This window comes from Streptomyces flavotricini, assembly GCF_020639365.1.
GTDB classification, from domain to species: Bacteria; Actinomycetota; Actinomycetes; order Streptomycetales; family Streptomycetaceae; genus Streptomyces; species Streptomyces flavotricini.
The window spans coordinates 2,709,431-2,733,167 of record NZ_JAINUL010000001.1; the positions used below are offsets into that span (position 1 = coordinate 2,709,431).

Annotated in this window: 20 protein-coding genes and 1 riboswitch; of the genes, 7 read left to right on the plus strand and 13 right to left on the minus strand. The window is 72.7% G+C overall.

The window, feature by feature from the left end; all coding sequences use genetic code 11:
* Nucleotides 1-654, minus strand: coding sequence for a response regulator transcription factor (locus K7B10_RS12015; protein ID WP_030154340.1), 654 nt, complete (start codon nucleotides 652-654; stop codon nucleotides 1-3).
* Nucleotides 655-898: 244 nt separating this feature from the next.
* On the opposite strand from K7B10_RS12015, the gene K7B10_RS12020 reads away from it, so the two are divergent.
* The gene (locus K7B10_RS12020) at nucleotides 899-1,066 is read left to right on the plus strand and encodes a hypothetical protein (protein ID WP_229336096.1); all 168 of its coding nucleotides are present in this window, start codon (nucleotides 899-901) and stop codon (nucleotides 1,064-1,066) included.
* An 86-nt stretch (nucleotides 1,067-1,152) separates the two neighbouring features.
* Here the strand turns inward: K7B10_RS12020 and K7B10_RS12025 are convergent, their stop codons facing one another.
* Together K7B10_RS12025 and K7B10_RS12030 are read right to left on the minus strand one after the other, a co-directional pair.
* The gene (locus tag K7B10_RS12025; protein WP_229344953.1) at nucleotides 1,153-1,953 is read right to left on the minus strand and encodes an inositol monophosphatase family protein; all 801 of its coding nucleotides are present in this window, start codon (nucleotides 1,951-1,953) and stop codon (nucleotides 1,153-1,155) included.
* A complete protein-coding gene (locus tag K7B10_RS12030; RefSeq protein WP_229336097.1) occupies nucleotides 1,953-3,137 on the minus strand; it encodes a ferrochelatase in 1,185 nt (394 codons plus the stop codon). The genes K7B10_RS12025 and K7B10_RS12030 overlap by 1 nt, the downstream gene beginning before the upstream one ends.
* Nucleotides 3,138-3,321: 184 nt before the next feature.
* Here K7B10_RS12030 and K7B10_RS12035 point away from each other — a divergent pair, with 184 nt between their 5' ends.
* Together K7B10_RS12035 and K7B10_RS12040 are read left to right on the plus strand one after the other, a co-directional pair.
* Entirely contained in the window at nucleotides 3,322-4,578 is a 1,257-nt protein-coding gene (locus K7B10_RS12035; protein ID WP_229336098.1) for an MFS transporter, read from the plus strand.
* Nucleotides 4,529-5,866, plus strand: coding sequence for a D-arabinono-1,4-lactone oxidase (locus tag K7B10_RS12040; protein ID WP_229336099.1), 1,338 nt, complete (start codon nucleotides 4,529-4,531; stop codon nucleotides 5,864-5,866). Before K7B10_RS12035 ends, K7B10_RS12040 begins: the two co-directional genes overlap by 50 nt.
* 6 nt (nucleotides 5,867-5,872) lie before the next feature.
* Here K7B10_RS12040 and K7B10_RS12045 read toward each other — a convergent pair whose 3' ends face one another.
* A complete protein-coding gene (locus K7B10_RS12045; RefSeq protein ID WP_229336100.1) occupies nucleotides 5,873-6,721 on the minus strand; it encodes a hypothetical protein in 849 nt (282 codons plus the stop codon).
* Nucleotides 6,722-7,258: 537 nt separating this feature from the next.
* Here K7B10_RS12045 and sepH point away from each other — a divergent pair.
* Entirely contained in the window at nucleotides 7,259-8,287 is a 1,029-nt protein-coding gene (gene sepH / locus K7B10_RS12050; protein WP_229336101.1) for a septation protein SepH, read from the plus strand.
* 52 nt (nucleotides 8,288-8,339) lie between these two features.
* Here the strand turns inward: sepH and K7B10_RS12055 are convergent, their stop codons facing one another.
* Complete coding sequence (locus K7B10_RS12055) at nucleotides 8,340-9,194, minus strand: sulfurtransferase (protein WP_229336102.1); 855 nt, start codon at nucleotides 9,192-9,194, stop codon at nucleotides 8,340-8,342.
* Nucleotides 9,195-9,368: 174 nt separating this feature from the next.
* Here K7B10_RS12055 and K7B10_RS12060 point away from each other — a divergent pair, with 174 nt between their 5' ends.
* Nucleotides 9,369-10,166, plus strand: coding sequence for a VOC family protein (locus K7B10_RS12060; protein ID WP_229336103.1), 798 nt, complete (start codon nucleotides 9,369-9,371; stop codon nucleotides 10,164-10,166).
* A gap of 12 nt (nucleotides 10,167-10,178) precedes the next feature.
* Here K7B10_RS12060 and K7B10_RS12065 read toward each other — a convergent pair whose 3' ends face one another.
* The 4 genes from K7B10_RS12065 to K7B10_RS12080 form a co-directional block, all read right to left on the minus strand.
* Entirely contained in the window at nucleotides 10,179-10,829 is a 651-nt protein-coding gene (locus tag K7B10_RS12065; RefSeq protein ID WP_229336104.1) for a thymidine kinase, read from the minus strand.
* Nucleotides 10,830-10,904: 75 nt separating this feature from the next.
* A complete protein-coding gene (locus K7B10_RS12070) occupies nucleotides 10,905-12,107 on the minus strand; it encodes an alkaline phosphatase family protein (RefSeq protein WP_229336105.1) in 1,203 nt (400 codons plus the stop codon).
* Nucleotides 12,107-12,712 carry a DUF5998 family protein gene (locus K7B10_RS12075; RefSeq protein WP_229336106.1) on the minus strand — a complete coding sequence of 202 codons (606 nt, stop codon included), beginning with the start codon at nucleotides 12,710-12,712 and terminating at the stop codon, nucleotides 12,107-12,109. Before K7B10_RS12075 ends, K7B10_RS12070 begins: the two co-directional genes overlap by 1 nt.
* A gap of 55 nt (nucleotides 12,713-12,767) precedes the next feature.
* Nucleotides 12,768-15,545, minus strand: coding sequence for a bifunctional acetate--CoA ligase family protein/GNAT family N-acetyltransferase (locus K7B10_RS12080; RefSeq protein WP_229336107.1), 2,778 nt, complete (start codon nucleotides 15,543-15,545; stop codon nucleotides 12,768-12,770).
* A 184-nt stretch (nucleotides 15,546-15,729) separates the two neighbouring features.
* Between K7B10_RS12080 and K7B10_RS12085 the strand changes: the two genes are divergently transcribed.
* Nucleotides 15,730-16,011, plus strand: coding sequence for an HPr family phosphocarrier protein (locus tag K7B10_RS12085; protein WP_048477591.1), 282 nt, complete (start codon nucleotides 15,730-15,732; stop codon nucleotides 16,009-16,011).
* A gap of 223 nt (nucleotides 16,012-16,234) precedes the next feature.
* Here the strand turns inward: K7B10_RS12085 and K7B10_RS12090 are convergent, their stop codons facing one another.
* From K7B10_RS12090 to K7B10_RS12105, 4 genes are all read right to left on the minus strand, one after another.
* Nucleotides 16,235-16,900, minus strand: a complete 666-nt coding sequence (locus tag K7B10_RS12090; RefSeq protein ID WP_229336108.1) for a GntR family transcriptional regulator — start codon at nucleotides 16,898-16,900, stop codon at nucleotides 16,235-16,237.
* A gap of 178 nt (nucleotides 16,901-17,078) precedes the next feature.
* A complete protein-coding gene (locus K7B10_RS12095; protein WP_229336109.1) occupies nucleotides 17,079-17,873 on the minus strand; it encodes a M23 family metallopeptidase in 795 nt (264 codons plus the stop codon).
* Nucleotides 17,874-17,885: 12 nt separating this feature from the next.
* Nucleotides 17,886-18,045, minus strand: a riboswitch (cyclic di-AMP (ydaO/yuaA leader).
* A gap of 184 nt (nucleotides 18,046-18,229) precedes the next feature.
* A complete protein-coding gene (locus K7B10_RS12100; protein WP_229344955.1) occupies nucleotides 18,230-19,597 on the minus strand; it encodes a M16 family metallopeptidase in 1,368 nt (455 codons plus the stop codon).
* A gap of 20 nt (nucleotides 19,598-19,617) precedes the next feature.
* Entirely contained in the window at nucleotides 19,618-20,976 is a 1,359-nt protein-coding gene (locus tag K7B10_RS12105; protein WP_229336110.1) for a M16 family metallopeptidase, read from the minus strand.
* Between the two features lie 252 nt (nucleotides 20,977-21,228).
* On the opposite strand from K7B10_RS12105, the gene K7B10_RS12110 reads away from it, so the two are divergent.
* The gene (locus K7B10_RS12110; RefSeq protein ID WP_229336111.1) at nucleotides 21,229-23,685 is read left to right on the plus strand and encodes a DNA gyrase/topoisomerase IV subunit A; all 2,457 of its coding nucleotides are present in this window, start codon (nucleotides 21,229-21,231) and stop codon (nucleotides 23,683-23,685) included.
* The last annotated feature ends 52 nt before the right edge of the window (nucleotides 23,686-23,737 follow it).

Genomic DNA, 23,737 nt, shown 5'->3' on the forward strand with positions numbered 1-23,737 from the left:
TCAGATCCGGTAGCCGGAGCCGGGCACGGTCACGATGACCGGCGGCTCCCCCAGCTTGCGGCGCAGGGTCATGACCGTCACCCGCACCACGTTCGTGAAGGGGTCGGTGTTCTCGTCCCATGCCTTCTCCAGCAGCTGCTCGGCGGAGACGACCGTCCCCTCGCTCCGCATGAGAACCTCCAGCACCGCGAACTCCTTGGGCGCCAGCTGTACCTCCCTGCCTTCACGGAACACCTCCCGCCGGTTCGGGTCCAGCTTGATGCCGGCCCGCTCCAGCACGGGGGGCAGGGCGACGGTGGTACGCCGCCCCAGGGCACGCACGCGGGCGGTCAGCTCGCTGAACGCGAAGGGCTTGGGCAGGTAGTCGTCCGCCCCCAGCTCAAGGCCTTCCACCCGGTCGCTCACGTCGCCGGACGCCGTCAGCATCAGTACGCGGGTGGGCATGCCGAGCTCGACGATCTTGCGGCAGACGTCGTCACCGTGCACGAGCGGGAGGTCCCGGTCGAGCACGACCACGTCGTAGTCGTTCACCCCGACGCGCTCCAGGGCCGCGGCGCCGTCGTACACGACGTCCACGGCCATGGCCTCCCGGCGCAGCCCGGTGGCCACCGCATCGGCGAGCAGCTGCTCGTCCTCGACGACGAGTACGCGCACGTCGTTTCCTTCCATCGAGCCCTGAGGGCACACGTGTATTGCGTCGCCCATCCTGCCCGTTTCAGCCGTAAACCGGCTGTAAGGCGCCCCTCCGGGGCCCGCGGGGGCCGGAAGTGAGGATTCCCTCGCCTCCCGAGGTTTCTGGGCCCAGGGTGCCGGGGAGGACGACAGCACACCCCAACCACTCCCTGACGGCGGACTGCCACGTGCCGCCGCCGACCCACGAAGAGGGGGCGAACCCATCATGGACGCATTCACCGCGGGTCTCCTGCAGCGCATCCGGGCCACGCAGTCGGACCTCATCCAGGCCCGCGAGACGGGCGACGACTTCCTCGTGGAAGTGGAGCAGGCGGAACTGGAAGACCTCCAGCGCCTCGCCGCCGAACACGGCGTTCCCGTTTCCGTCTGCTGACGGCCTCTCCTGTCCGGCAAGAACCCCGGCGGCCGCACGCGGCAGCCGGGGTTCCCTCATGTCGGGGCGCGTGTCGGGGCGCGGTCTCAGTCGTGCCAGGCCCCGGCCTCGTCCAGCAGCGGCTGGAGCGAGGCGAACACCGCCGGAGTGGCGGCCAGCGCCAGCTCCCCCGAGGCCGGCCGCCCGGGCCTCCCGCCCGTGAGCGCCCCGGCCTCCCGGGCGATCAGCTCGCCCGCCGCCAGGTCCCAGGGGTTCAGCCCGCGCTCGTAGTACGCGTCCAGCCGCCCGGCGGCCACGTCGCTGAGGTCCAGCGCCGCCGATCCGCCCCGCCGGATGTCCCGCACCCGGGGGATCACCCGCCGCGCCACCTCGGCCTGCTGCTCCTTGCGTGCCTGGAGGTACGCGAACCCGGTCCCGACCAGCGCCTGGTCCAGCGGCGCCGGCGCCCGGCAGGCGAGGCGGACCCCGTCCAGCCAGGCCCCGCCCCCGAGCACCGCCGTGTACGTCTCGCCCCGCATCGGGGCCGCCACGACCCCGACCACGGTCTCGCCCCCGTACTCGGCGGCGACCGAGACGCTCCAGCTCGGCAGTCCGTACAGGTAGTTGACGGTGCCGTCCAGCGGGTCCACGACCCACCGCACGCCGCTGGTCCCGGGGACGTCCGCGCCCTCCTCGCCGAGCAGCCCGTCCTCGGGCCGCCGCCGCGCGAGGATCCCGGTGATCAGCTTCTCCGCCGCGATGTCCATCTCGGTCACCACGTCGATCGGGCTGCTCTTCGTCGCCGCCACCGCGAGATCGGCCGGCCGGCCGTCCCGCAGCAGCCGCCCGGCCTGGCGGGCGGCGTCCAGGCCCACGTCCAGCAGTTCGGCCTTCAGCTCTTCGGAAATCACGCTCGCCCCTTCTGGGCGTACGGGCTGTCGGCGCCCGCGGCCGCCGGCCGGGGCGCGCGCGCCGGGCAGCAGCCCACCGCGCACAGATCGTGGCTGGGCCCGAGCAGCCCCAGCGCACACCGCTCCACCGGCCGGCCCCGCTCCGCGGCGGCGCGCTCCAGCACCAGCTCCCGGACCGCGGCCGCGAACCGCGGATCGGCCCCGACGGTCGCCGACCGGGCGACGGGCAGCCCGAGTTCGGCGGCCTTCGCCGTGGCCTCGGTGTCGAGGTCGTACAGGACCTCCATGTGGTCCGAGACGAAGCCGATCGGCACCATCACCACCGCGGGCGCCCCGGCCCCGTGCAGCGCCTCCAGGTGGTCACAGACGTCCGGCTCCAGCCACGGGATGTGCGGGGCGCCGCTGCGCGACTGGTAGACGAGCTCCCAGGGCAGCTCCGTGCCCGTCTCGGCCCGTACCGCGTCCGCGATCACCCGCGCGACGTCCAGGTGCTGCTTGACGTACGCCCCGCCCTCGCCGCCCGTGGTGTGCTCCTCTACCGGGCCGGACGTGTCGGCGGCCGCGGTGGGGATCGAATGGGTGGTGAAGGCGAGGTGCGCGCCGGCGCGCACCTCCTGCGGCAGCGACTCCAGTGCGGCGAGCACCCCGTCGATCATCGGCTGGACGAAGCCCGGGTGGTTGAAGTAGTGCCGCAGCTTGTCGACCTCGGGCAGTTCGGCGACGCCCTCCTCCGCCAGCGTCGCCAGCGCGTCCGCGAGGTTCTCGCGGTACTGCCGGCAGCCCGAGTACGAGGCGTACGCGCTGGTCGCGAGCACCGCGATCCGGCGGCGCCCGTCGGCGGCCATCTCCCGCATCACGTCGGTGAGGTAAGGGGCCCAGTTGCGGTTGCCCCAGTACACGGGCAGGTCCAGCCCGTGCTCGGCGAAGTCCTTGCGCAGGGCGTCCAGCAGTTCGCGGTTCTGCCCGTTGATGGGGCTGACCCCGCCGAAGCCGAAGTAGTGCTGCCCGACCTCCTTGAGCCGCTCGCGCGGGATGCCTCGCCCGCGCGTGACGTTCTCCAGGAACGGCACGACGTCGTCGGGTCCTTCGGGACCGCCGAAGGAGAGCAGCAGGAGGGCGTCGTACGGGGCGGCGAGGCCTTCGGCCGGGGGCGAGGCGGCGGCGCGGAGCTGGTCTGACATGGTCCGAATCCTGCCACCCGGGGACCGCGCCCGGGAACCGGCCCGGCGGCGCGCCCACACCCTCAACCTGAGTAAGGTAACCCTAAGTTTCCATGTCGGGCCATGGTCCGGATTCTCCCCGTGCGGGTGCCTTGTCGGCGGTCGTAACCTGTATGGGCCAATGACGTCCCTTACGGAGGGCACCTTGCCCAGTCCCTACCGCGCGATATTCGCGGCCCCCGGCACTGTGGGGTTCAGCGCCGCAGGCCTCATAGGCCGCCTGCCCATATCCATGGTCGGCGTCGGCATCCTGACGATGATCTCCGAGATCACCGGCCGCTACGCCATGGCGAGCGCCCTCACCGGCACCCTCGCCCTGGCCGCCGCGTTCATCGGCCCCCAGGTGTCCCGCCTGGTGGACCAGTACGGGCAGCGGCGGGTGCTCCGTCCCGCCACCCTGATCTGCGTGGCCTCGGTCGCCGTCCTGCTGGCGGCCGCCGCCAACGGGTGGCCGGACTGGACCCTGTTCGCCTGCGCGGCCGTCGCCGGCTGCGTCCCGAGCGTCGGCTCGATGGTCCGCGCCCGGTGGACCGTGATCTACCGGGACTCCCCGCGCGAACTGCACACCGCGTACTCCTTCGAGTCCGTCGTGGACGAGGTCTGCTTCATCTTCGGCCCGATCATCGCCATCGGCCTGTCCACCACCTGGTTCCCCGAGGCCGGTCCGCTGATCGCCGCCCTCTGCCTGCTCGTCGGGGTCTGGCTGCTCACCGCGCAGCGCTCCACCGAGCCCGAGCCGCACCCGCGCGAGGAGCACGGGGCCCGCACCTCGGCCCTGCGCTCCCCCGGACTCCAGGTCCTGACCGCGACGTTCGTGGCGACCGGCGCGATCTTCGGTTCCATCGACGTGTCCACGCTGGCCTTCGCCGAGGAGCAGGGCCACAAGTCCGCCGCCAGCTTCGTCCTGGCCATCTGGGCCTTCGGATCCTGTCTGGCGGGCGTCGTCTTCGGCCTGCTCCACCTCAAGGGCAAGAGCGAACGCCGTTGGGTACTGGGCGTATGTGCGATGGCCGTGAGTATGATCCCCCTCCTACTGGCCGGGAACCTTCCGTTTCTGGCCGTGGCGCTCTTCGTCTCGGGCCTCGCCATCGCTCCCACGATGATCACCACGATGGCCCTGATCGAGGCGCACGTACCACGCGCGAAGCTGACCGAGGGCATGACCTGGATCAGCACCGGCCTCGCGGTCGGCGTCGCGGTCGGCTCGTCGGTGACCGGACTGGTCATCGACGCGTCCGGGGCGCGCAGCGGGTACGTCGTCTCCATCTCGTCGGGAGTGGCCGCGGCGGCGGTTGCGTTCGCGGGATACCGCCGGCTGACGAGGCCGGCGCAAGGGGAGGAGCCAGCAACCGATGGGGACGGCGACAGCAGGGCACGACAGCACGGCGACCGCGTGGCGTAACTGGGCGGGCAACGTCACGGCCACGCCCGCCCGGGTGGTGACCCCGGCCTCGGTCGAGGAGCTTCAGGAGGCGGTCCGCCGGGCCGCCGAGGACGGGCTGAAGGTGAAGGCGGTCGGCACCGGCCACTCCTTCACCGCGGCGGCCGCGACCGACGGGGTGCTCGTACGTCCGCAGGCGCTGGCCGGGATCCGGGAGATCGACCGGACCGCCGGCACCGTGACGGTGGCCGCGGGAACGGTGCTCAAGGACCTGAACGTGGCCCTGGCCCGGGAGGGCCTCTCGCTCACCAACATGGGCGACATCATGGAGCAGACGGTCTCCGGAGCCACCGGCACCGGAACCCACGGCACCGGCCGGGACTCGGCTTCCATCGCCGCCCAGATCCGCGGCCTGGAGCTGGTCACGGCGGACGGGCGGCTGCTGAACTGCTCCGCGAAGGGAGACGACGAGGAACGCGCGGTCTTCGCGGCCGCCCGGATCGGCATCGGCGCCCTCGGCATCGTCACCGCGATCACCTTCGCCGTGGAGCCGCTCTTCTTCCTGACCGCCCGCGAGGAGCCCATGGGCTTCGACCGGGTGACCGCAGAGTTCGAGCAGCACTTCGCGGAGAACGAGCATTTCGAGTTCTACTGGTTCCCGCACACCGGCAACTGCAACACCAAGCGCAACAACCGCAGCCAGGGTCCCGCTGCCCCGCCCGGAGCGGTGGGCGCCTGGATCGAGGACGAACTGCTGTCCAACGGCGTCTTCCAGGCCGTCAACTCCCTCGGCCGCGCGGTCCCGGCGACGATCCCCTCCATCGCCCGGATCGCCAGCCGTGCCCTGTCGGCGCGCACCTACACGGACATCCCGTACAAGGTGTTCACCAGCCCGCGCCGGGTGCGGTTCGTGGAGATGGAGTACGCGCTCCCGCGCGAGCAGGTGGTCGAGGCGCTGCGGGAGCTCAGGTCGATGGTCGACCGCTCCGGTCTGCGCATCAGCTTCCCGGTGGAGGTGCGGACGGCTCCCGCCGACGACATCGCGCTGTCGACGGCCTCCGGGCGGGAGACCGCGTACATCGCGGTGCACATGTACAAGGGCACGCCGTACCAGGCCTACTTCACGGCCGCCGAGCGGATCTTCACCGCGCACGGCGGGCGGCCACACTGGGGCAAGGTCCACACGCGCGACGCGGAGTACTTCGCCGGCGTCTACCCCCGATTCGGCGAGTTCACCGCGCTGCGCGACCGGCTCGACCCGGACCGGCTCTTCGGCAACGACTACCTGCGGCGGGTCCTGGGCGGGTAACCCGGCTCAGGGGGCTTCCTGTTGCCCCTTGCCGCCCGGAGCAGGCGTGGCTGTGGGCGTCGGAGTCGGGGTGGGCGTGGGCTTCGGGCCCGGCGTCAGCGGGCTCGGACTCGGCGCCGGGCCACCGGAGTCGGGGGAGCCCGAAGGGTCCGGGGACGCGGGGTCGGGGCTCGGACTCGGGCTCCGGTCCCGTCCGCCGTGCGGGGCCGATGGGCTCGGGGAGGTCCCGGACCCCGGACCCGCCCCGCCCTTCCCGCCGGTGCCGGGCTCCTTGCCGGGGTCGGCGGGCCGCTCGTCGCCCGCCTTGCGCGTGCCGCCGGACCAGATGGTTGCGCCGCCCTGGCTGATCGCCGTGCCGGAGAAGGCCTCGTACGCCCCGAGGCCGCCGAGCGCGAGGGCGAAGGCCGCGCCCGAGGCCACCGCCGTCCGCTTCCAGCCCCGCACGCGGGTGCCGTGCACGGTGGCCGCGCCGAACTCCCCGGAGGGCGCTGCCGTACGGAGCGGCAGGGTGCCGTCGGGCGTCTCCTCCCCGACGGGCGGCGGGACCTGACGGGCCCGGGGGCGGGCGCTCTCGCGGAGCTGGTCGCCGGTGCTCTTGAAGAGGTGCTGGATGACGGGGCCGCCCGCGGTGGCGACCACGCTGACCACGCCGGCGCCGAGGATGGTCCCGTAGACGCCGAGCTTGGAGGCGAGCAGGGCCGCGGCGACGGTGGCGAGGGAGGAGCCCGCGATCTGGGCCACGCTCAGATCGAGCTTCTTCTTCTCGGCGCCGTCCGCGCCGTCAGCGCCGTGCGGTCCGTCCGGCCCCTTCGTCCAGGACCCCGGTCCGATCTCGGGCGTGGACTTCTGACCCATCCTCATCCCCTGCGTGTTCTGCCTCTCGCGACGTCTCGCGCTTCACCGCTCTCAGCAGTTACTGACAGCTGAGCGAAACGGATAGTTCCGTTTCTGGTGATTCTGTGAAGCAGGACACGCGGATTCGGGTGCGGACGCAGGTCCCGCCCGATTCAGGGCAGCCCAACTCCCGCCGCCCGCGACAAGTTCGGCGGCGCGGCGGTCCACCCAGGTGGCCCGAATGGAGTACTGTGGCGAGCCCTGGGGCCGTCCTTCCTTACGGATGTCCGGACTCGGGAGAGGGGGCCGACTGATGGAGAAACGGCACTCGAGACCGGTGATGCCGCGGCATTGCACGCGTTCCTGATGCGCACAGTAACCGTTTGGTCACTGTGCGTGCCCAACAGGTAACCGTGCCATAACGGCGATCAAGGGCGCATGCCCGACACGCCGGTTGAACTCGGCAAGGTTGTGGCAGGCTGCACCCGGGCAGGCCACACTCGACTAGCGGAAGCAGCGACGCACGTGACGTCGGCAGGCACCACCCGGGAGGTCCCCATGCCCGAACTGCGTGTCGTGGCCGTCTCAAATGACGGCACACGACTGGTGCTCAAGGCTGCGGACAGCACGGAGTACACGCTTCCGATCGACGAGCGGCTGCGGGCTGCCGTGCGCAACGACCGCGCGCGCCTGAACCAGATCGAGATCGAGGTGGAGAGCCACCTCCGCCCCCGTGACATCCAGGCCCGCATACGAGCCGGTGCCTCCGCCGAGGAGGTGGCGCAGCTCGCCGGCATCCCCGTCGACCGCGTACGCCGCTTCGAGGGCCCGGTGCTGGCCGAGCGCGCGTTCATGGCGGAGCGAGCCCGCAAGACGCCCGTGCGCCGCCCCGGGGAGAACACCGGACCCCAGCTCGGCGAGGCCGTTCAGGAGCGGCTCACGCTGCGCGGCGCCGAGAAGGACTCCGTGCAATGGGACTCCTGGCGCCGCGACGACGGCACGTGGGAGGTCCTGCTGGTCTACCGGGTCGTGGGCGAACCGCACTCGGCGAGCTGGACCTACGACCCGCCGCGCCGGCTGGTCGTCGCCGTGGACGACGAGGCCCGCTCGCTGATCGGCGAGGCCGACGACCTGCCGGCGACGCCGGAGCCGAGCTTCCCGTTCGTACCGCGGATCGCGCGACTGCCGAGGGACCGGCCGCTGGACCGGGCCCTGGACCGGCAGTTGGAGCGGGCCCCCGGCAATGCGGCTCCGGCGCCGGAGCCCGAGGAGGAACGGGACACGCTGACGAGCCTCCTGGAGGCCGTGCCGAGCTTCCGCGGCGACCTGGTGGTCCCGGAACGCCCCGAGCCCCCGGCGGAGGAGGAGCCCGAGGCCGAGGAGCCCCCGGCGGCCTCGGCGAGTGCCGGTGCCGGCTCCGCCTACGCGGACGTCCTGATGCCGCGCACGGTCGCGGGCCACCGCGACCGTCTGACGGGCACCACCGACCGGCAGGCGGAGGCCGACGGCGTCCGCCCGGGCCGCCGCGCCGCGGTCCCGAGCTGGGACGAGATCGTCTTCGGCACCCGCCGCAAGAAACAGGAGTAACCCGGGCGGCACCTCCCGCCCGGGCCGGGGGCCCGACCGGGGCGCGGCCCCGCTACTGCGGGTCCGGGCCCGTGGCCACGGGCCGGGCCGGGTCCGCGGACCACTGCGACCAGCTGCCCGCGTACAGCGCGGACGGAATCCCCGCCACCGCGAGCGCCAGCACCTCGTGCGCCCCCGAGACCCCCGAACCGCAGTACACGCCGACCGGCGCACCGCCCGCAGCGCCCAGCCCGGCGAACCGCACCCGCAGTGCGTCCGCCGCGAGGAACTTCCCGTCCGCGTCCACGTTCTCCGTCGTCGGCGCCGACAGCGCACCCGGGATGTGCCCGCCCACCGGGTCGATCGGCTCGACCTCTCCCCGGTACCGCTCCCCCGCCCGCGCGTCCAGCAGGATCCCGCTGCGCGCGAGCGACGCCGCGGCGTCCGCGTCCAGCAGCCCCATCGCCCCGGGGTTTGGCTTGAAATCGCCCTCCGTGACGGTGACGGCATCGGCTGTCACCGGACCGCCCGCCGCCGTCCACGCGGCCAGCCCGCCGTCCAGCACCCGTACGTCCGTGTGACCCGTCCAGCGCAACAGCCACCATGCCCGTGCGGCGGCCCAGCCCAGCCCCCCGTCGTACACGACCACCGGCGCGTCCGCCGAGACCCCGGCGCGGCGCATCGCGGCGCCGAACTCCTCCGGCTGCGGCAGCGGGTGGCGCCCGCCGGCTCCCGGCGGACCTGCCAGTTCGCGGTCGAGGTCCACGTACGCCGCCCCGGGCAGGTGGCCCGCCTCGTACACGGAGCGCAGGTTCGGACCGCCCAGCTGCCAGCGGACGTCGAGCAGCACCGGCGGCCGGGAACCGGCCAGCTCGTCCATCAGTTCGGCAGCGGAAACGATCACGGGGGGCGCAGAGTTCGCAGTCATGCGGCCCATCTTCCTCCCCGCTCCGCGGCCGGTGTGACAAGCCCGGCATCGACAGGTCGCATCGATTCGGTCATCTCTCCCCGCGTCGGCGAAACCCGGCCGGTCGAGGCGCGCCGGACCCGCCGTAGTGGAAGCATCTGGTCCGGGATGAGCGACGACGAGGAGACGGCTGACATGACCGAGGAACCGGAAGAAACGCGGCGCCCGCCCGGCACGCCGTGCTGGTCGAGTCTGATGGTGCACGGCCTCGGGACCACCGAGGCCTTCTACACCGACCTGTTCCGCTGGGAGTACGAGCCCGGCCCCCAGCCCTTCGGCCCGTACGTCCGCGCCCTGCTCGACGGCCAGGAGGTGGCCGGCATCGGCGAGATGCCGCCGGACCGGCACCTGCCGGTCGCCTGGACCACGTACTTCGCCACCGACGACGCCGACTCCACGGCCGAGACGATCCGCGCCTGCGGCGGCACGGTCGCGGTGGGCCCGCTGGACGCGGGCGGCGAGGGGCGCGTGGCGATCTGCTCCGACCCGCTGGGGGCGATCTTCGGGATCTGGCAGGCCGAGGAGCACATCGGAACCCGGCTGTCCGGTGTCCCCGGGACCCCGGTCTGGGCCGAGCTCGTCACGCAGGACACCTCGACCGTCGGCAAGTTCTACGAGCACGTCTTCGGCCACGAGGCCGAGACGCACGCCACCGCCACCTCCGACTTCGACTACGTGACGCTGCTGCTGGACGGGCGCCCGGTCGCCGCCGTGCACGGGGTCGGGCGTTCGCTCCCCCACGACCGGGGCCCGCACTGGATGACGTACTTCGAGGTCGAGGACGTGGACGCGGCCGCGGCGCGGGTCCACCTCCTGGGCGGGCGCGTCGTCCAGCCGCCCCGCGAGGGGCTGACGGGCCGGGTCTCGACGGTCACCGACCCGGAGGGCGCGGTCTTCACCCTCGTCGAACCCCGCCCCGCGAACGACCGCTGACCGCCGGCGTGCTCAGGCGGGGTTGACCGGGAGGACGTCCGGGGAGAGGGCGGCGGCGTGGGCCGCGGCGCTCGTCATGCGGCGGCGGTGGTGGCGGCGGCACAGCACTTCGTAACCGACCTCCTCCGACGACCGGTTGACGTCGCCGACGACGACCTGCTCGCCCTCCACGACCATCTCCCCGCCCACCGTGCGGGCGTTGTGCGTGGCGCGCGCCCCGCACCAGCACATCGCCTCCACCTGGAGGGTCTCGATCCGGTCCGCCAGCTCGATCAGGCGCTGGGAGCCGGGGAAGAGCTTGGTGCGGAAGTCCGTGGTGATGCCGAAGGCGAAGACGTCCAGGTCCAGGTCGTCGACGACGCGCGCCAGCTGGTCGATCTGGTCGGGGGCGAGGAACTGCGCCTCGTCCACGATGACGTAGTCGACCTTGGCGCCCTTCGACATCTGACCCACCAGGTACCCGTACAGGTCCATGCCCGGCCGGGCCTCGACCGCCTCGGTGACCAGGCCGAGGCGGGAGGAGAGCTTGCCCTCGCCCGCGCGGTCGTCACGGGTGAAGATCACGCCCTGCAGGCCCCTCGCCGACCGGTTGTGGCCGATCTGGAGCGCCAACGTACTCTTCCCGCAGTCCATCGTGCCGGAGAAAAACACCAGTTCGGGCATGGCGGGAACGGGACCTTTCGGGTCGTGGGGGGGGAGGTGAGGGGAGGAGGATCGGACGGCGGCGGGAGCGGGCGGTCAGGTGCGGATCTCGAGCAGCGGGACCAGCTGCTCGGCCGCGGTCATGGAGCCGTGCATCCCGGCGAGCGCCGACTCGTTGGGCTCCTTCACCGACGCGGTGATCGCGGCATCGGCGTACGCGGCGGCGACCACGTCCCCGATCCTGCCGAGCACGCGCTCGTCGCACTGCCCAGGCGGCCCGAACCAGCCCAGTTCCAGGGCCTCTTCGCGGCTCGCGATCCAGAACCGGTCGCCCAGCACTTCGCGCCACACGGTCAGCACGTCGGCCTCGGCGCCCGGGACGGCGTACACGTGCCGGGCCCGGCCCTCGCCGCCGAGCAGGGCCACGCCCGCGCCCAGCTCCCAGTCCTCGTCGAAGTCGATCCGGGAGTCCTCGTCGAAGGGGACGTCCACCATGCCGTGGTCGGCGGTCACGTACAGCGCGGTGCGCGGCGGAAGTTGTTCGGCGAGCCGCTGGACCAGCCGGTCCACGTACATCAGCTGGCCGCGCCAGGCGTCGGAGTTCACGCCGTGCCGGTGGCCGGCCCCGTCGAGCTCGCTGTAGTACGTGTACACCAGCGAGCGGTCGCCGGCCGCGAGGCGCTCGGCCGCGAGGTCCATCCGCTCCTCGCCGGTCATCCGGCCGAGGAAGGTGCCGCCGCTCAGCGCGATCTTGGTGAGCGGGGTGGTCTGGAAGGCGGGCGAGGACACCTGCGCCGTCGCCACGCCCGCCTTGTCGGCCTGCTGGAACACCGTCGGGTACGGCTGCCAGGGCTTCGGCTGGGTCCAGGGGTACCAGCGGAGCTGGTTCATCAGCTCGCCCGTGGCCGGGTTGCGCACGGCGTAGCCGGGCAGGCCGTGCCGGGCGGGCGGCAGGCCGGTGCCGACGGAGGCCAGCGAGGTGGCGGTGGTCGCCGGGAAGCCCGCGGTGATCGGGCGGCCGGTGCCGCCGCGCGAGCTGCCGAGGAGGGAGGTCAGGTACGGGGCCTCGTCCGGGTGGGCCTTGATCTGCTCCCAGCCCATGCCGTCGACCAGGAACACGCAGTTCCGGTCGGCCGGGGTGAGCTCGGCGATCGCGGCGGTGAACCCGGGGACGCCCTGGCCGGCCACGAGGGTCGGCAGCAGGTCGGCGAGCGAGCCGGTTCCGTACTCCGGGACGGGTGCGCCGGTGAGGTCCAGCAGCTCCGGCTCGTCCCAGTTCGATGGTGCGGAGTAGGACATCAGCGGGCGGGACCGGACGTGGCCGCCGTCGCTTCGGAGAGTGCCTGCGCGAAGACGAGGGTCTGGCGGACGGCCTCCGGGCCGTCGCCGGCCTCGCTGACGCGCAGGCTGAGGTCGTCGGCGGTGGAGTTGCCCGTGTAGCCGTGGTCGGAGTCGCAGTTCGGGTCGCCGCAGGCGGCGGGCTCCAGGTCGATCCGGGAGACCGCGCCCCAGCCGATGGTCAGGACGACCTCGCGGGGCAGGGTGCCGGGGGTGTACGACTCGGGGTTGGCGACGACGCGGCTGAGCACCACGGAGGAGATCGCACCGATCTTGACCGACTCGGTGGAGGTGGTCGCGTACGGGGACGGGGACCCGGCGTCGGCGGCCTGCTCGTCGGTGTGGCTCACGATGAAGCGGTTGCCGGTCAGGACCAGGACGGTGACGTGCCGGCGCACCTCGTTGGAGTCGAAGGTCGTCTCCTGGTGGACCAGGTACGACGAGATCGGCTCGCCGCCCACCGCGGCCTCCACGGCCTCGGCCACGAGGGCCGGGTAGTAGCCGCTGCGCTCGATCGCCGTGCGCAGCCCCTGGGTCGTCGTACCGGATTTCGCCATGGGGCCCATCCTAAGGCCCGTACGGGGCACCCAGGGCGCCCAAGGTGCTGGACTAACGACCCGGTCAGTAGCTCGGCAGTGTCCGGGGGCCGAGATCGGTGCGGGCGGGCGGGTGGGCCACGCGGACGGCGGCGCTGAGCACGGAGAGGCCCTCGGTGGCGACGACGACGGGTTCGAGCGTGACGCCCACCACTTCTGGGTGGTCGTCGACGAGCCGGGACAGCCGCAGCAGGAGCTCTTCCAGGGCGGCGGTGTCGACGGGGTCGCTGCCGCGCCAGCCGAAGAGGAGGGGCGCGGTCCGGATGGACCGGATGAGGCCGGCGGCGTCCCGGTCGGTGGCGGGGACGAGGCGGTGGGCGGTGTCGCCGAGCAGCTCGGAGGCGACGCCCGCGAGCCCGAAGGAGAGGACGGCGCCGGCGGCGGGGTCGATGACGGACCGCACGACGGTGTCGACCCCGCGGGGCACCATGGCCTGGACCACGGGGAGCAGCTCGTCGGGGGTCCCGAGGAGGTCGGTGAGCTCCTCGTAGGAGCGGCGCAGGTCGGCCTCGCCTCCGAGGTCGAGGCGTACGCCGCCGAGGTCCGCGCGGTGGCGCAGGTGCGGGGCGGTGGTCTTGAGGGCGACGGGGTAGCCCAGGCTCCGGGCGGCCCGGACGGCGGCGTCGGCGGTGGGCGCGGGCAGGGTGGGGAGCACCTGGATCCCGTAGTGGGCGAGCAGTGCGGCCGCGTCGGGTTCGGAGAGGGTGAGCACGTCGTCGCCCACGCCGGCCAGGAGGGCGGCGAGGCGGGCGGCGGCTCCGGCCTCGTCGATGTCCTCGTACTCGGGAACCTGTCCGGCGTCGGCGTTGGCCCGCCGCCACTGGCCGTACCGGACGGCCTCGGCGACGGCCCGTACGGCCCGCTCGGCGGCGGGATACGCGGGGATCCGCACGTCCGGTCGGGCGTACCCGCCCTCGTCCTCGTCCGTGGGGCGGGGGCGCGCGGGCAGCGACCCCGTCGCGGGCGCCGCGGTGAGCCCGGCCGGGGACAGGGCGTCGACGAGCTCGGCCAGTTCCACGTGGACCACCGCGACCGGTTTGCCGGGGTACGCGGCCACCGCGTCCCGCAGGGCGTCGGCCAGGTCGTCCTGCGGTTCCTGCTCGTTCACCCACGGGATCACGGTGACGATCACCGCGTCGCTCTCGGCGGAGCCCAGTGCCGCGCGCAGTGCCGTCCGGAAGTCCTCCGGGGTCGCCGCCGTCGTCAGGTCCTGCGGGGCTCCGGGCCGCAGCCCCTGCGCGAGGCAGGCGTCGTACGTGAGGACACCGAGCGACTCCGAGTTCCCGAGGATCGCCACGCGCGGTCCGGCCGGCAGCGGCTGCGAGGCCAGCAGCAGCCCGACGTCCACCAGCTCCGTCACCGTGCCGACCCGGATCACCCCCGCCTGCCGCAGCAGGGCCGAGACGGTGGCGTCCGGCAGCCGGGTCCCGGGGACCACGTGCCCCGCCGGGGTGTGGCGGCCGCCCCGCGCGACGACCACCGGCTTCACGGCCGCCGTCCGCCGCGCGAGCCGTGTGAACTTCCGCGGGTTGCCGAGGGTTTCGAGGTACATGAGCGCGACGTCGGTGGCCTCGTCCTCGTACCAGTACTGGAGGATGTCGTTGCCGGAGACGTCCGCCCGGTTGCCCGCCGAGACGAAGGACGAGAGCCCCTCCCCCCGCCGCAGCAGCGCGGAGAGCAGCGAGATGCCGATCGCCCCGGACTGGGTGAAGAGCCCGATGCGGCCCCGGATCGGCGCGGGCGCCGGGGTCAGGGAGGCGTTGAGCCCGACCTCGGGGGCGGTGTTGATCACGCCGTACGCGTTCGGCCCGATCAGCCGCATCCCGTACGAGCGCACCTGGCGCACCAGTTCGCGCTGCCGTTCGAGCCCGGCCGCACCGCTCTCCCCGTACCCGGCGGAGAGCACCACGAGCCCCTGCACCCCGTGTTCGCCGCAGGCGGCCACGGCTTCGGGGACGCGCTCGGCGGGGACCGCGATCACCGCGAGGTCGACGGGGGCCTCGACGCCCGCGAGCGCGGGATAGGCCCGTACGCCGTCCAGCAGATCGGTGGTGACGGCCTCGTTCACGGCGTAGAGGTGGCCGCGGAAGCCGCTGTCGCGCAGGTTGCGCAGGGCCGCCGCGCCGACGCCGACGCCGGAGCGGCTGACTCCGATGACGGCCACGGAGCGGGGGGTCAGCAGCCGCTGCACGGAGCGGGCCTCGGCGCGCTGCTCGCGGGCTCGCTGGACGGCCAGGGATTCGGCGGTGGGTTCGAGGTCGAGGGTGAGGTGGACGGAGCCGTCCTCGAAGCTGCGCTTCTGCCCGTACCCGGCGTCCTTGAACACCTTGATCATCTTGTTGTTGGCGGGAAGCACCTCGGCCGCGAACCTGCGGATGCCGCGCTCGCGGGCGACCGCGCCGATGTGTTCGAGGAGGGCGGAGGCGACCCCGCGGCCCTGGTGGGCGTCCTGGACGAGGAAGGCGACCTCGGCCTCGTCCGCGGGGGCGGAGGCGGGCCGCCCGTCGGGGCCGATCCGGTCGTAGCGGACGGTGGCGATGAACTCCTCGCCGATGGTCGCCGCGAGGCCGACCCGGTCCACGTAGTCGTGGTGGGTGAAGCGGTGCACGTCGCGGGCCGAGAGCCGGGGGTAGGGCGCGAAGAAGCGGTAGTACTTCGACTCGTCGGAGACCTGCTCGTAGAAGCTGACCAGCCGGCCCGCGTCCTCCGTGGTGATCGGCCTGATCCGGGCGGTGCCGCCGTCGCGCAGGACGACGTCCGCTTCCCAGTGGGCCGGGTACGAGGGGTCCGACGCGGTGGTCATGCGGCGATCTTAAGGCCAGGGCTGGCCGGATAGCTCCTGCGCGGCGCACGCGGCGGGCATGGGCAAACCAGTGCAAGCTGGGGTAGGTCGAACGGCGGTGGATTCGGGCCGAAGGTCGGTCGGAGCATGAGGGGCGTCGTGAGAGACTGGTCTAGACAACCGTAAGAACCTGAAGGGCATCACCATGGCAGAGCGCCGCGTCAACGTCGGCTGGGCCGAGGGCCTGCACGCTCGTCCCGCCTCGATCTTCGTCCGCGCGACGACCGCTTCCGGCGTCCCGGTGACCATCGCGAAGGCCGACGGGAACCCCGTCAACGCCGCGTCCATGCTCGCGGTGCTGGGCCTGGGCGCGCAGGGTGGCGAGGAGATCGTCCTCGCGTCCGACGCCGAGGGCGCCGAGGCGGCGCTGGACCGCCTCGCGAAGCTGGTCGCCGAGGGCCTCGAGGAGCTCCCCGAGACCGTCTGACCCTTCGGGTTCACCCCGGGCACACGAAGAAGCCGCGGCCACCACCGGCATTCCGGTGGCCGCGGCTTCTTCGTCCCCCGCATTCGGTAATTCAGCGCGCACGCGCAGGACGGCAGGATATGCGGCGTGAATTCCACCGCAGCCCTCACCCGACGAGCCGCCCTCGCTTTTCAAGCCGCCCCTATTCCTCAGGCCGCTCTCACCCTTTGATACGCGCCTTTTGTTAATGCGGGCCGCTCGACATGTTTACGGCATGTTGCGAAGTCCTCACCCGGAGCCGGTGCGCCCCCGCCGCGCGCTCCGCGTGCACCGCCGTCAGCGCCCGGGCCCGCTCGGCGTCCCCGCGCGCGACCGCGTCCACGATCGCGCCGTGCTCCGCCCAGGAGTCCACGGGCCGGGCAGGCGCCTCCACGGCGTACATCCAGGCGACCTTGTGCCGCATCTGCGTGAGCAGCGCGATCAGCCCGGGGCTGCCGGAGGCCTGGGCGAGGGTCTCGTGGAACCAGCCGCCCAGGGACCGCAGATCCTCCCCCTGCCCCCTCCTGGCCCGCTCCTGGCCCAGTCTGACCAGCCCGCGCAGCACCTTGAGGTGGCCCTCGGTGCGCCGCCGGGCCGCGCGGGCGGCCGCCAGCGGCTCCAGCAGCAGCCGCAGCTCCAGGAGGTCGGCCGCCTCCTGCTCGGTGGGCTCGGCGACGCAGGCGCCCGCGTGCCGGCGGGTGGTGACGAAGCCCTCGGACTCCAGGGTCCGCAGCGCCTCGCGGACGGGGACGCGCGAGACGCCGTACCGGCGGGCCAGCAGTTCCTCGGTCAGGCGGGCACCCGGTTCGAAGACCCCGGAGACGATGTCTTCGCGGATTGCCGTGCATACCGCGTGCGCAGGAATACGCAAGTCCGGACCTCCGCCTATTTCCGACTGCCGACACCATTGACGCGACCGTATCCCGATCGTACGGGGACTCTATTGCACTGCGCGTTAAATTCCGAGCGCGGGCGTGAATAGCGGATGTTTACGGCCAACACGAAGGCCCCGGCTCGGGGAGCCGGGGCCTTCGGTTCGGTGCTGCGGGTCAGACGTTGACGCCGTGCTGGCGCAGGTACGCCACCGGGTCGATGTCCGAGCCGTACTGGGCGCCGGTACGGGCCTCGAAGTGCAGGTGCGGGCCGCTGGAGTTGCCGGTGGAGCCCGACAGGCCGATCTGCTGGCCGGCGGTGACCTGGTCGCCGACGGAGACGCTCAGCGAGGACATGTGGCCGTACTGCGTGTACGTGCCGTCGGCGTGCTTGATGACGACGTTGTTGCCGTACGCGCCGCCCCAGCCGGCCTCGACCACGGTGCCGAGGCCGACCGCGTGCACCGTGGTGCCGGAGGCCGCGTGGAAGTCGATGCCCGTGTGGCTGCCGGAGGACCACATGCCGCCGCCCGCGTGCCACTGGGTGCTGATGTAGGACTCGTCGACGGGGGCGACGAAGGTGTTGAGGCGCTTGCGCTCCTCCTCGCGGGCGGCGCGCTCGGCGGCCTCGCGCTCGGCCTTGGCCTTCTCCTCGGCCTTCTGCCGGGCCTCGGCGGCGCGCGCCTTCGCGTCGGCCTCCGCCTTCGCCTTGAGGGCCGCGGCCTCGGCCGCGTGCTCCTGGGCATCGGCCTGGGCCTCGATCTGCCCGGGGAGGTCCTCGGCCGTCACGACGGCGTTCAGGCCGGTGTCCTCCATGGAGGGGGCCTTGTCCGACGCGGCGAACGCCGGGCCTGCGAGGGAGCCGACGACACCGGTGGTGGCGAGGGCGGCTATGCCGGCGTAACCGGCGGTCTTGCGGCTCAGACGACTGGAACCACGGTGCTTACCGGCGGCACGACTGCCAAACGCCATGAAGGGGCTGATCCTTTCCTTCCCTCTCGCCTACCGGGTTAGCTGACGGGTTCGGAGCAGGAAGGTCTCCTACGGGCCCCCTCTGACGAGGCGGTCCGATTCACCCCAGGGACGCATGTGGGTCCCCGGCTCCCCAGGCTCGCGCCTGACGGGGACTCGGCGATCGCTGCCCGGTGCCGCGGATGCGGCGGGTACAACTGACGGACAGCACGGCCGACGCTAGGCGGATCATCAGTCAATCGCCAAACACACACGCGTTTTTGTTGCATACGCCACACCCCATACGAGCAACCTCTCGACGAAACAGACAAAAGGGGCCCCGACGGACAAGCCGCCGGAGCCCCTTGAAAGGTCCGTCAGTTGGTGACGACGGTGACCTCACCGATCCCGAGCGCCCGCACCGGCTCCTCGATCTGCGCGGCGTCGCCCACCAGGACCGTGACCAGGCGGTCCACCGGGAAGGCGGCCAGGACGGCCGAAGTCGCCTCCACCGTTCCCGTCTGGGCCAGCTGCGCGTACAACTGCGCCTGGTAGTCGTCCGGGAGCTCCTGCTCGACCTGGTCGGCGAGCGTGCCGGCGACGGCCGCGGCCGTCTCGAACTTGAGCGGGGCCACACCCACCAAGTTCTGCACCGCCACGTCCCGTTCGGCGTCGGTCAGGCCGCCCTCCGCGAGGGTGCGCAGCACCTTCCAGAGGTCCTCCAGCGCCGGGCCGGTGTTGGGGGTGTCCACCGAGCCGCTGATGGCGAGCATCGAGGCGCCCTTGCCGTCGGCCGTGGAGCGCAGCACCTGGCCGAAGGCGCGCACGCCGTAGGTGTAGCCCTTCTCCTCGCGCAGCACCTTGTCCAGGCGCGAGGTGAGGGTGCCGCCCAGGCAGTACGTGCCGAGCACCTGCGCCGCCCAGACCCGTTCGTGCCGGTCCGGCCCGATCCGGCCGATCAGCAGCTGCGTCTGGACCGCGCCGGGCCGGTCCACGATGACCACGCGGCCGGTGTCGTCCGCGGTGACCGGCGGGACCGGGAGCGGCTCGGCGAAATTGCCGGTCCAGGCGCCCAGGGTGTCCCCCAGGACGGCGTCCAGGTCGATGCCGGTCAGGTCGCCGACGACCACCGCAGTGGCGGTGGCGGGCCGCACGTGGGCCTCGTAGAAGGCGCGTACGGCCGTGGAGTCGATCCGGGCGACCGTCTCCTCGGTGCCCTGGCGCGGCCGGGACATCCGCAGGGTCGGCGGGAACAGCTGCCGGGAGAGCTCCTTGGCGGCCCGGCGCTGCGGGTTGGCCAGCTCGTGCGGGATCTCGTCGAGCCGGTTGCGCACCAGCCGGTCGACCTCGCTGTCGGCGAAGGCGGGCGCGCGCAGTGCCTCGGCCACCAGGCCGAGCGCCTTGTGCAGGCGGGAGGCCGGGACCTCCAGCGAGACCCGCAGGCCCGGGTGGTCGGCGTGCGCGTCGAGCGTGGCGCCGCAGCGCTCCAGTTCGGCCGCGAACTCCTCGGCGGAGTGCTTGTCGGTCCCCTCGGACAGCGCGCGGGCCATGATGGTCGCCACGCCGTCCAGGCCCTGGGGCTCGGCGTCCAGCGGAGCGGCGAGGTTCACCTCGACGGCGACGACCTGCTGCCCGGGCCGGTGGCAGCGCAGCACGGTCAGGCCGTTGGGCAGCGAGCCGCGCTCGGGGGCCGGGAAGGCCCACGGCCGGGCCTCGCCGGCCTGGGGCTGCGGGTGGAAGGTCATCGTGACGGCTGCGGTGTCGCTCACTGCTCCGCCCCTTCGTTCTCGTCGTTCACGTCGGCCTCGTCCGCTTCCCCGGCTTCCGCCGGGAGCGGCTCGTACACCAGCACCGCGCGGTTGTCGGGGCGCAGTCGGGCCGCGGCCACGGCCTGCACCTCCTCGGCGGTGATGTCGAGGACGCGCCCGACCGCGGTGAGCGCCAGCTGCGGGTCGCCGAACAGCACCGCGAAGCGGCACAGTTCGTCGGCGCGCCCGGCCACCGTGCTCAGCCGGTCCAGCCACTCGCGCTCCAGCTGCGCCTGGGCGCGCTCCATCTCCTCGGCCGTCGGGCCCTCGGCGGCGAACCGCGCGAGCTCCTCGTCGACGGCCGCCTCGATGGCGGGCACCTCGACCCCGCTGGAGGTCTTCACGTCCAGCCAGCCCAGCGAGGGCGCGCCGGCGAGCCGGAGCATGCCGAAGCCGGCCGCGACGGCGCTCTGGTCGCGGCGTACCAGGCGGTTGTGGAGCCGCGAGGACTCACCGCCGCCCAGGACGGTCAGCGCCACGTCGGCGGCGTCGCACTCGCGGGTGCCGTCGTGCGGGAGCCGGTAGGCGGCCATCAGCGCGCGGGCCGGGACCTCTTCGACGATCTCCTCGCGGAGCTCGCGGCCCATGATCTCGGGCAGCGTGCCGTCGCGCGGCGGCTGCTTGCCGTCGTGCCCGGGGATGGAGCCGAAGTACTTCTCGACCCAGGCGAGCGTCTGAACGGGGTCGATGGCCCCGACGACCGACAGCACCGCGTTGTTGGGCGCGTAGTACGTGCGGAAGAAGGCGCGGGCGTCCTCCAGGGAGGCCGCGTCCAGGTCGGCCATGGAGCCGATCGGGGTGTGGTGGTACGGGTGGCCCTCGGGGTAGGCGAGGGCGGTCAGCTTCTCGAAGGCCGTGCCGTACGGGACGTTGTCGTACCGCTGGCGGCGCTCGTTCTTGACCACGTCGCGCTGGTTCTCCATGGACTCGTCGTCCAGGGCGGTCAGCAGCGAGCCCATGCGGTCGGCTTCCAGCCAGAGCGCGAGCTCCAGCTGGTGGGCCGGCATGGTCTCGAAGTAGTTGGTGCGCTCGAAGCTGGTGGTGCCGTTGAGCGAGCCGCCGGCCCCCTGGACCAGCTCGAAGTGGCCGTTGCCGGGTACGCTCGCCGAGCCCTGGAACATCAGGTGCTCGAAGAGGTGAGCCAGGCCGGTCCGTCCCTTGACTTCGTGGCGCGAGCCGACGTCGTACCAGAGGCAGACCGCGGCGACCGGGGTCAGGTGATCCTCGGAGAGCACCACGCGCAGGCCGTTGGCCAGCCGGTGCTCGGTCGCTGTCAGGCCGCCGGAGCCGGCCTGGGCTGTGGCCGTGTGACCCATGGGCATGTGGTCCCTTCGATCGCGATGCAGAGTTTTCCGTCAGACCTGCCACTGTATGCAAGCGCGTCGGGCACCGGAGAAGTTCCCGACTCACACTCGCCCACCCCTCCGTCCGGGGGGGGGACCCCAGGGTCGGAGTCGGCGTTGTCGGTGCCTCGGGCCACAATGGTCCGCGACACCCCCGTCAACGCCGATCAGACCACCCGCCAGACCCCAGCACACTCTCTTTCTTGGTTAAGGAGCCGCGCAGCGATGGCCCGCCGCAGCACGAAGACCCCGCCGCCGGAGGATTTCGAGGAGAAGATCCTCGACATCGACGTCGTCGACGAAATGCAGGGCTCCTTCCTCGAGTACGCGTACTCGGTGATCTACTCCCGCGCCCTGCCCGACGCCCGGGACGGCATGAAGCCGGTGCACCGGCGCATCGTCTACCAGATGAACGAGATGGGCCTGCGCCCCGACCGGGGCTACGTGAAGTGCGCCCGCGTCGTCGGCGAGGTCATGGGCAAGCTGCACCCGCACGGTGACGCGTCGATCTACGACGCCCTCGTGCGCATGGCCCAGCCCTTCTCGATGCGGCTGCCGCTGGTCGACGGCCACGGCAACTTCGGCTCGCTCGGCAACGACGACCCGCCGGCCGCGATGCGTTACACCGAGTGCAAGATGGCGGACGCCACGTCACTGATGACGGAGTCGATCGACGAGGACACCGTCGACTTCACCGCCAACTACGACGGCCAGGAGCAGGAGCCGGTCGCGCTGCCCGCGGCGTACCCCAACCTGCTCGTCAACGGCGCCTCCGGGATCGCGGTCGGCATGGCCACCAACATGCCCCCGCACAACCTGGGCGAGGTCATCGCGGCCGCCCGCCACCTGATCCGCTACCCGCAGGCGGACCTGGAGGCGCTCATGCGCTTCGTGCCGGGTCCGGACCTGCCCACGGGCGGCCGGATCGTGGGCCTCGCGGGGATCAAGGACGCCTACGAGAACGGCCGCGGCACGTTCAAGATCCGCGCGACGGTCGCCGTGGAGAACGTGACGGCCCGCCGCAAGGGCCTGGTCGTCACGGAACTGCCCTTCACGGTCGGTCCCGAGAAGGTCATCGCGAAGATCAAGGACCTGGTCGGCTCCAAGAAGCTCCAGGGCATCGCGGACGTCAAGGACCTCACCGACCGCTCGCACGGCCTGCGCCTGGTCATCGAGATCAAGAACGGCTTCCACCCGGAGGCCGTCCTGGAGCAGCTGTACAAGCTGACGCCGATGGAGGAGTCCTTCGGCATCAACAACGTCGCCCTGGTGGACGGCCAGCCGCTGACGCTGGGCCTCAAGGAGCTGCTGGAGGTCTACCTCGACCACCGCTTCGAGGTCGTGCGCCGGCGCAGCGAGTTCCGCCGCACCAAGCGCCGGGACCGGCTGCACCTGGTCGAGGGCCTGCTGGTGGCCCTGGTCGACATCGACGAGGTCATCAGGATCATCCGGGACAGCGACAACTCGGCGCAGGCGATGGAGCGGCTGATCGAGCGCTTCTCGCTGAGCGAGATCCAGACCCGGTACATCCTGGACACCCCGCTGCGCCGCCTCACCCGCTTCGACCGGATCGAGCTGGAGTCCGAGCGCGACCGGCTGACGGGCGAGATCGACGAGCTGACCGGGATCCTGGAGTCCGACACCGAGCTGCGCAAGCTGGTCTCCACGGAACTGGCCGCGGTCGCGAAGAAGTTCGGCACCGAGCGCCGTACGGTCCTGCTCGAATCGGCGGGGACGACGGTCGCCGCGGTCCCGCTGGAGGTCGCGGACGACCCGTGCCGGGTCCTGCTGTCCTCGACGGGCCTGCTGGCGCGCACCGCCAACGGCCAGCCGCTGCCGCAGGAGGAGGGCGGCTCCCGCGCGAAGCACGACCTGATCGTCTCGCAGGTGGCGGCGACGGCCCGGGCCGACGTCGGAGTCGTGACCTCGTACGGGCGGCTGCTGCGGCTCGCGGTGATCGACCTCCCGCAGCTGCCGGACACCCACGCCGCGCCGAACCTGGCGGGAGGCGCCCCGGTCTCGGAGTTCCTCTCCGGCCTGGAGGCGGACGAGAAGGTGGTCTGCCTGACCTCGCTGGACGAGTCCTCGCAGGGCCTGGCCCTGGGCACCGAGCAGGGCGTGGTCAAGCGGGTCGTGCCGGACTACCCCGCGAACAAGGACGAGCTGGAGGTCATCACCCTCAAGGAGGGCGACCGGATCGTCGGCGCGGTCGAACTGCGCACGGGCGAGGAGGACCTGGTCTTCCTCACCGACGACGCCCAGCTGCTGCGCTACCCGGCGGGCCAGGTGCGCCCGCAGGGCCGCCCCGCGGGCGGCATGGCGGGCATCAAGCTCGCCGAGAACGCCAAGGTGATCCACTTCTCGGCGGTGGACCCGGCCCGCGAGGCCGTGGTGTTCACGGTGGCGGGCTCGCACGGGACGCTGGACGACTCGATGCTGTCCGGAAAGCTCACCCCGTTCGACCAGTACCCGCGCAAGGGCCGGGCCACCGGCGGCGTGCGCTGCCAGCGGTTCCTTAAGGGTGAGGACCTGCTGGTGCTGGCCTGGGCCGGCAACGCTCCGGTCCGCGCGGCCGCGGCGAACGGCAGCCCGGCCGAACTGCCGGCCGTGGACCCGCGCCGCGACGGATCGGGGGCCGCGCTGCCCGCGGTCGTCGCCGCCCTGGCGGGGGGCGCGCTGTAGGACGTACTGCGGCGTTCGGGTGGTGCGACCGGGGGGACGTACCACCCGAATG